The 6,401-nt window shown below is 31.1% G+C and carries 7 protein-coding genes; 5 read left to right on the top strand and 2 right to left on the bottom strand.

The genetic code is table 11. The features are described from left to right. The 3 genes from CLOBL_RS26635 to CLOBL_RS26625 form a co-directional block, all read left to right on the top strand. Positions 1 to 634: SDR family oxidoreductase (locus CLOBL_RS26635; RefSeq protein WP_077861761.1), on the top strand; the 634-nt coding region annotated here is incomplete at its 5' end. Between the two features lie 192 nt (positions 635 to 826). Beyond that, complete coding sequence (locus tag CLOBL_RS26630; protein ID WP_077861760.1) at positions 827 to 1,396, top strand: TetR/AcrR family transcriptional regulator; 570 nt, start codon at positions 827 to 829, stop codon at positions 1,394 to 1,396. 194 nt (positions 1,397 to 1,590) lie between these two features. Beyond that, a complete protein-coding gene (locus tag CLOBL_RS26625; RefSeq protein ID WP_077861759.1) occupies positions 1,591 to 2,142 on the top strand; it encodes a flavodoxin family protein in 552 nt (183 codons plus the stop codon). A gap of 180 nt (positions 2,143 to 2,322) precedes the next feature. Here the strand turns inward: CLOBL_RS26625 and CLOBL_RS26620 are convergent, their stop codons facing one another. Beyond that, complete coding sequence (locus tag CLOBL_RS26620; protein WP_077861758.1) at positions 2,323 to 3,324, bottom strand: AraC family transcriptional regulator; 1,002 nt, start codon at positions 3,322 to 3,324, stop codon at positions 2,323 to 2,325. 274 nt (positions 3,325 to 3,598) lie between these two features. On the opposite strand from CLOBL_RS26620, the gene CLOBL_RS26615 reads away from it, so the two are divergent. Next, on the top strand, positions 3,599 to 4,729 hold the full coding sequence (locus CLOBL_RS26615) for an aldo/keto reductase (protein ID WP_077861757.1): 1,131 nt from the start codon (positions 3,599 to 3,601) through the stop codon (positions 4,727 to 4,729). Between the two features lie 95 nt (positions 4,730 to 4,824). Here CLOBL_RS26615 and CLOBL_RS26610 read toward each other — a convergent pair whose 3' ends face one another. After that, positions 4,825 to 5,280, bottom strand: a complete 456-nt coding sequence (locus CLOBL_RS26610) for an Lrp/AsnC family transcriptional regulator (protein ID WP_077861756.1) — start codon at positions 5,278 to 5,280, stop codon at positions 4,825 to 4,827. 150 nt (positions 5,281 to 5,430) lie between these two features. On the opposite strand from CLOBL_RS26610, the gene CLOBL_RS26605 reads away from it, so the two are divergent. Beyond that, complete coding sequence (locus CLOBL_RS26605; RefSeq protein ID WP_278281370.1) at positions 5,431 to 6,276, top strand: aldo/keto reductase; 846 nt, start codon at positions 5,431 to 5,433, stop codon at positions 6,274 to 6,276. Positions 6,277 to 6,401: the final 125 nt, after the last annotated feature.

Below are 6,401 nucleotides of genomic sequence, written 5' to 3'. Positions count from 1 at the left end.
TGAAGTTGTAAAAGAAATTGAAGCAAATGGTGGTAAAGCTGCTGCTATTCAGCTTGATGTAAGTAATATATCTTCCTTTGATTCCTTTGTATCTAAGTTATCAGATGTTTTAAAGGATAAATGGAATAGAGAGCAGTTTAATTTTTTAATTAATAATGCTGGGATCTCAAATCACACTCCTATTTTAGAAGTTACAGAAGAGGAATTTGACAAAATAGTTAATATACACTTTAAAGGAGTTTTCTTTTTAACACAGAAACTAATTCCGCTTATTGCTGACAAAGGTGGAATTGTGAACACTTCAACAGGATTAACTCGATTTACATCTCCAGGTTCTGGACTTTATGCTGCTGCAAAAGGTTCAGTAGAAGTCTTTACTAGATATTTGGCTAAAGAATTAGGAGCTAGAGGTATAAGAGCAAATACTATAGCGCCTGGACCTGTTAACACTGAATTTAGTGGAGATACTTATATTAAAAATCCAAGTTTGAAAGATACTATTGGTTCTTATGCTGCACTCGGAAGAATTGGAGAAGCTTCTGATATTGGAGGTGTTGTTGCTAGTTTATGTACGGATGAAATGGGATGGGTTACCGGCCAACGTATTGAAGCATCTGGTGGTATGTTATTATAATTAAAAGATATTATTCTTAATCAACAAGAGTTTATAAGCTTTTGCTTGTTAAGAGTTTGAATATTGAATGATCATTCAAAAAAGCATTGACTTTAATTGAATGATCATTTAATATAGAAATATGAAGTACAAAGATATATAAAAAATAGTTGGTAAAACAGTATAATACCAAAGGGTGAGGTAGAATTAACTATGAGATATAAAGATGATGACAAAAAAGAAAAGATTACTAAAGCAGCAATACAACTAATAAATGAAGTGGGGTTAGCGGAAATCTCAATATCAAAGATAGCAAAAGAAGCTGGAATTGCCCCTGGGACAGTTTATACTTATTTTGATAATAAAGATGATATGCTTAGAAAACTTTTTTTGGATGCTAAAAAAGATATGCAGCAAAAAATATCAAATGGAGTTAATATTCTACAACCAACAGAAGCTGAATTTAAAAAGATATTGAATAATTATATTAATTTCTTTATAAACAATAAGGGAAAATTTCTCTTTATTGAACAATTCATGAACTCACCATTTGTTTTAAAAGTATATGAAGAAGTTCAGATGATAGGCAGACCCTTAGTAGAGTTTTTAGAAAATGGTAAAAAATGTGGTGTTTTTAAGGAAATTGATATTGAGCTATTGTTTATTTATTCTTTTAGTCCATTAATGCAAATTGCTAAAAAGTATTTCAATGGAGAGTTTGAATTTACAGAACAAAATATTAGGGAAATAATTGAACTGAGTTGTACTTCAATAAAAAAATAAATTCTTTATGATTAATTTAAATGAATATTTAATCATCATAGCCCAGGTTCCAAATTTTTAGGCTCAAAAGTATTTTAAAATGGCCTAACAAAATTAATATAATAGATTAAAGAAAATGATTGAATGAATATTCATTTATTACAATATATTTCACAAATTAAATAATATAAAAGCAATATTATGGAGGTAATAAAATGAGTAAAATTGTAGCATTTATTGGAAGTCCTAGAAAGAAAGGGATTTCTATGCAGCTCCTTAATAAAGTAATAGAAGGGGCAAAGTCCGAAGGAGCAGAAATTATAGTATATGATCTCAATGATACTGGAATTAGAGGATGTCAGGCATGCGATTATTGCAGAAAGGAGAATGTCTGTATTATAAAAGACAAACTACAATCTATGTATAGCGACATCGAATCTGCTGATGGAATTATAATAAGTTCACCAATTTATATGTCTTACTTTAGCGCTCAGGCAAAGACTTGGTTTGACCGTTTACGTCCTATGTTTGGACATGACTTCAAGCCACGTTATCCTGGGAAAAAGATTATTGCTGTATTTGCACAGGCTGCAGATAATGAAGATTTATGCAGTGAGCTTTTTGAATCCCTAAAGATGCGTTCTAAACTTTTTGGATGGGATCTAATTGATAATATACTTGCTTGTAGCACTGAGGCTCCAGGATATAGCATACCTCAAGAACTCATGGATAGAGCTTTTACGGGTGGTAGGAAATTAGTAGAATAATAAAATAAAGTTTCATGGCTAAAAGTAAATGCAAATGATGTATGGAATTAAATTTACCCATAGCGATTCGCCCCCACCATGAAACCCACGACCATTTGCATATGACTTAAACAGTTACTTTTTTTAAAATCATAATACTAAACGCCGCTTAATGTGAAGTTAAGTGAGGCGTTTTTATAATTAGGTCGTCTTTTCAAAATGGTTTAATCTTTTCAGAAAACTTTCTAAGTCAGTCGGGGAGTAGTTTTTTTGTGCAGCTTTAATATCTTTAAGAGGCGGCATGCCAAAACACCTACGGTATTCTCTGCTAAATTGGGATGGACTTTCATAGCCAACTTCAAGTGCAGCTGTTGTTGCATCCATAGAGCCACTAAGCATAAGACGTCTTGCTTCTTGAAGACGCAGCTTTTTTTGGTACTGGACTGGACTCAGTGAGGTTATAGCCTTGAACTTATGTTGTAGTCCGGATACGCTCATATTAAAGGATCTTGCAAGTTCTTCAATAGTAAATGAATGAGTGTAATTTTCTTTAATCCATGCAAGAGCTTTTCCAACTCCATCAGATTGCTGGTCAAAAAATACCTGCTGCAAAAATAAGTGCCGATACTCTCCTGATAATAGATGAAAAATCATTTCACGCTTTATAAGTTTAGATAAAAACTTAGCTTTTGAGGGATTATCTACAAGCTTGAGAAGTCTTACAAATAATTCTAAAAAGTCAGTATCAGATTTTCCAATACATGTTCCAAATATTAACTTATTATCTCTCTTGTCAACGCTTATGTCAGCCTCCAGCATAACAGAAGTTATTTCTTCCATGGTAAAACTAATGCGAATACCTATGTAAGGGGAGTTGTTGGTGCACCCGGTTACTCTGGCAGAGGCTGGTATATCCACTACAGACGCCAAATAATCTCCAGGATTTGCTTGAAAAATATGCTCGCCAAGATAAACTTCTTTTCTACCTTGCAGAACGAGGCAAAACGAAGGTGATAATACACCTTGAACCACTGGAGTTTCATAATTATGTCTGCAAATAATAAGGAAAGGAATTATTGTTTCAGTATATCCATCAGTATTTGTAATTTTTTCAGTCATACTAATGATTTTGTTGATTAACTTCTGCTTATTAGAGGGATTCTCTTCAGATAAAGTTATGGAGCGGGGGGGTTGGGTTAACATTTACACTCACCAGCCTTTAATTAAAAAATCCTTTATCAATTTTGTTAATTTAAGAATATGTTTTTATCAATTATATTGTTATTCTAAATAATACTCGATATGATGAAAGAATTCAATACAGCTTATTAAGTTGAAATTATAATAGGTTGCAGTTTTAGGCAATTTTTTTGCAGCAATGGTCTAGAGTAGTTAAGGAATTTTAATGATAATATTTCTAAGGGCATTTTATAAAGGTACTTAAAACTAATAAAATTTAAAAAAGGAGAGAAATATTATGGAATATTCACAATTTGGAAAAACAGGAATGCAAGTGTCAAGATTTGGACTTGGATGTATGCGCTTTCCTTCTGATGAAAAGGAAGCTATTGAAATGGTACGTTATGCCATAGACAATGGCGTGAATTATATTGATACAGCATTTATTTACAAAGAAAGTGAGAGAATAATAGGAAAGGCATTAGAGGACGGATACAGAAATAAAACTTATATAGCTACTAAAAGTCCTATTTGGAATATAGAAAAACATGAAGACTTTGAAAAATACTTGGATGAAGAATTGATAAGGCTAGGCACAGATCATGTTGATGTTTATCTTCTTCATAATATGAATCATGGCAACTGGGAGAAGGTCAAGAGATTTGATGGTCTTACTTTCTTAGATAAAATGGTGCAAAAAGGAAAAATAAGTCATAAAGGTTTTTCGATTCACAATACCTTAAATGCATTTAAAGAAATTGTAGACGCATATGATTGGAAAATGTTTCAAATACAGTTGAATATATTGGATGAAAATCAGCAAGTTGGAGTAGAAGGTCTTAAATATGGTGCGGCTAAAGGTTTAGCTGCAGTAATAATGGAACCACTTAGAGGAGGCAACATACTTAATATTGTTCCAGAAGAAGTGCGTGATTTAATTAAGCAATATCCAGAAAAACGTCCATTAGTAGAGTGGTGTTTTAGATGGCTGTATAATATGCCCGAGGTATCTGTCATCCTAAGTGGTACAAATACGTTACAACAATTAAAAGATAATTTGAAAATTTTTGAACATTCAGCTCCAAATGTCATGTCAGAAGAGGATTTGAATTTTATTAGTAAAATACGAGAAGCTTATGAAGCTAAGAAAGCCATTGGATGCACCGGATGCAGATATTGCATGCCATGTCCAAAAGGTGTAGCAATTCCTGAAATATTTAAGCTTTATAACAGCCAGAAGCTAATGGAATCTCATGTAATAGATAAAGCTGTTTATCAAAGTAATCTAGTGCCTTCAGGCGCTGGAGCAGATCAATGCGTATCTTGTGGAATTTGTGCAAATCACTGCCCACAGAATTTGAAAATTCCTGAATTGTTAAGAAATGTTCATGAAGAATTTATGGAATATACTTATCCATCACAAAGATGACATTTAAAAATTAATACAAAGGAATAGCAAAAAAGATAATTGATAAATCCTGTGAATATAAAAATTTATATATAGCTAATTCAAAACACATAAATTTAGAAATCTAAAAAGAATTTCTCTATACTTTTATTTATAGGAATTTCTGAAAATATAATATGTGTAGAAGTTGTAGAGTCTAATGATGAAATAGAATCAACAAATTTTTCGATTTCAGATATTGATTTAACACTTAATTTTAACAATATGCAAGAATGACCTGCAATTCTATAACAGAAAATTACACGGGGATGATTATAAATAAAGTCTTTGAATTTTTCAAAATTACTATTTTTAATATCAATTTGAATCATACATTGTATGGAAAAGTCTAAAGCAGCTTCATTTATTTTTATAGTGTATCCTTCAATTATTCCACTATCTTCAAATTTTCTTATTCTATCAGCAACTGATGGAGGAGATAGGTTGACTCTTTTTGATAATTCTCTAATAGATAGACGACTATCTAATTGAAGTTCCTTCAAAATTTTAATGTCTGTATTGTCAATTTTCATATGAAATTAATTACCTTTCTTTTTATTCAATTTGAAATGTTTTTTATTTAAAATGATAGCAAGTATAAGGGAAAAATTATCATTAACTTATTATAATATAATAAGTTGCAGGCCTCAACTTTTATAAATAACATGAAGGGAAGAAAAATGTTGGAAAATAGTAAAGATTATGTGATTCTAAATAATGGAGTTAAAATGCCGTTACTTGGATTTGGTACTTATAATGCTGAAGACTGGATTAAACTTAGTAACGCAATAAAGGAAAGTATAAAATTTGGATATCGTCATATAGATACAGCTTCTTTTTATGGAAATGAAGAAGTAATTGGTTGTGCATTGAAGGAAAGTGCTGTATCAAGGAATGAAATATTTTTAGTTGATAAAGTTTGGAATTCAGAACAAGGTTATGAGAAAACCCTTAAGGCTTTCAAAGAATCTATAAAAAAACTTAAGACTGATTATCTAGATTTATATTTAATCCATTGGCCACAATCCTTAAATAAAGAAACTTGGAAGGCACTTGAAAAGTTATATAAGGAAAGATATATAAGAGCCATAGGGGTTAGTAATTTTACAATACATCATTTGAAAGAATTAATAGAAAATGCTGAGATTATACCAGCAGTAAACCAAATAGAATTTCATCCAAGGCTTGTTCAGAAAGACTTGATGGAGTATTGTAAAAAATATAATATTCAGCTAGAAGCTTGGTCGCCTTTAATGAGGGGGTTAGTTTTTGAAATTCCATTTTTACAGGAACTTTCGCAGAAATATGGGAGAACAATTTCTCAAATAGTATTAAGATGGGATTTGCAGATGGCAGTCGCTACCATTCCTAAATCAACAACATATAAAAGGATAAAAGAAAATGCCGATATATTTAGTTTTGAAATTAGTAAAGAAGATATAAGTAAAATTGAAAAACTAAATGATGGATTTAGGATTGGAATGAATCCTAATGAAGTTTATGAGCATCCAGAGATAATAAGAGACTGAATAGTTATTGAAACTGTTATTTCATTGGATCCAGAATTCTACAAATAAGAAGTAATAAACATCTAGGCCAGGTGTTCTTCTTTACTAATATTTTTACTTATAAAATATCTCATATTCTAATATGG

The sequence above is a fragment of the Clostridium sp. BL-8 genome (genome assembly GCF_002006495.1).
In the GTDB taxonomy this organism is placed as follows: Bacteria; Bacillota; Clostridia; order Clostridiales; family Clostridiaceae; genus Clostridium.
The sequence above is the reverse complement of the archived record's forward strand: the minus strand, read 5'-3'. Positions and strand labels throughout refer to the sequence as shown.

Excerpts from the sequence above, each read along its gene's own strand:
- CLOBL_RS26630 (WP_077861760.1), top strand. The coding sequence starts at position 827 with ATGAGATATAAAGATGATGACAAAAAAGAAAAGATTACTAAAGCAGCA.
- CLOBL_RS26625 (WP_077861759.1), top strand. The coding sequence starts at position 1,591 with ATGAGTAAAATTGTAGCATTTATTGGAAGTCCTAGAAAGAAAGGGATT.
- CLOBL_RS26620 (WP_077861758.1), bottom strand. The coding sequence starts at position 3,324 with ATGTTAACCCAACCCCCCCGCTCCATAACTTTATCTGAAGAGAATCCC.
- CLOBL_RS26615 (WP_077861757.1), top strand. The coding sequence starts at position 3,599 with ATGGAATATTCACAATTTGGAAAAACAGGAATGCAAGTGTCAAGATTT.
- CLOBL_RS26610 (WP_077861756.1), bottom strand. The coding sequence starts at position 5,280 with ATGAAAATTGACAATACAGACATTAAAATTTTGAAGGAACTTCAATTA.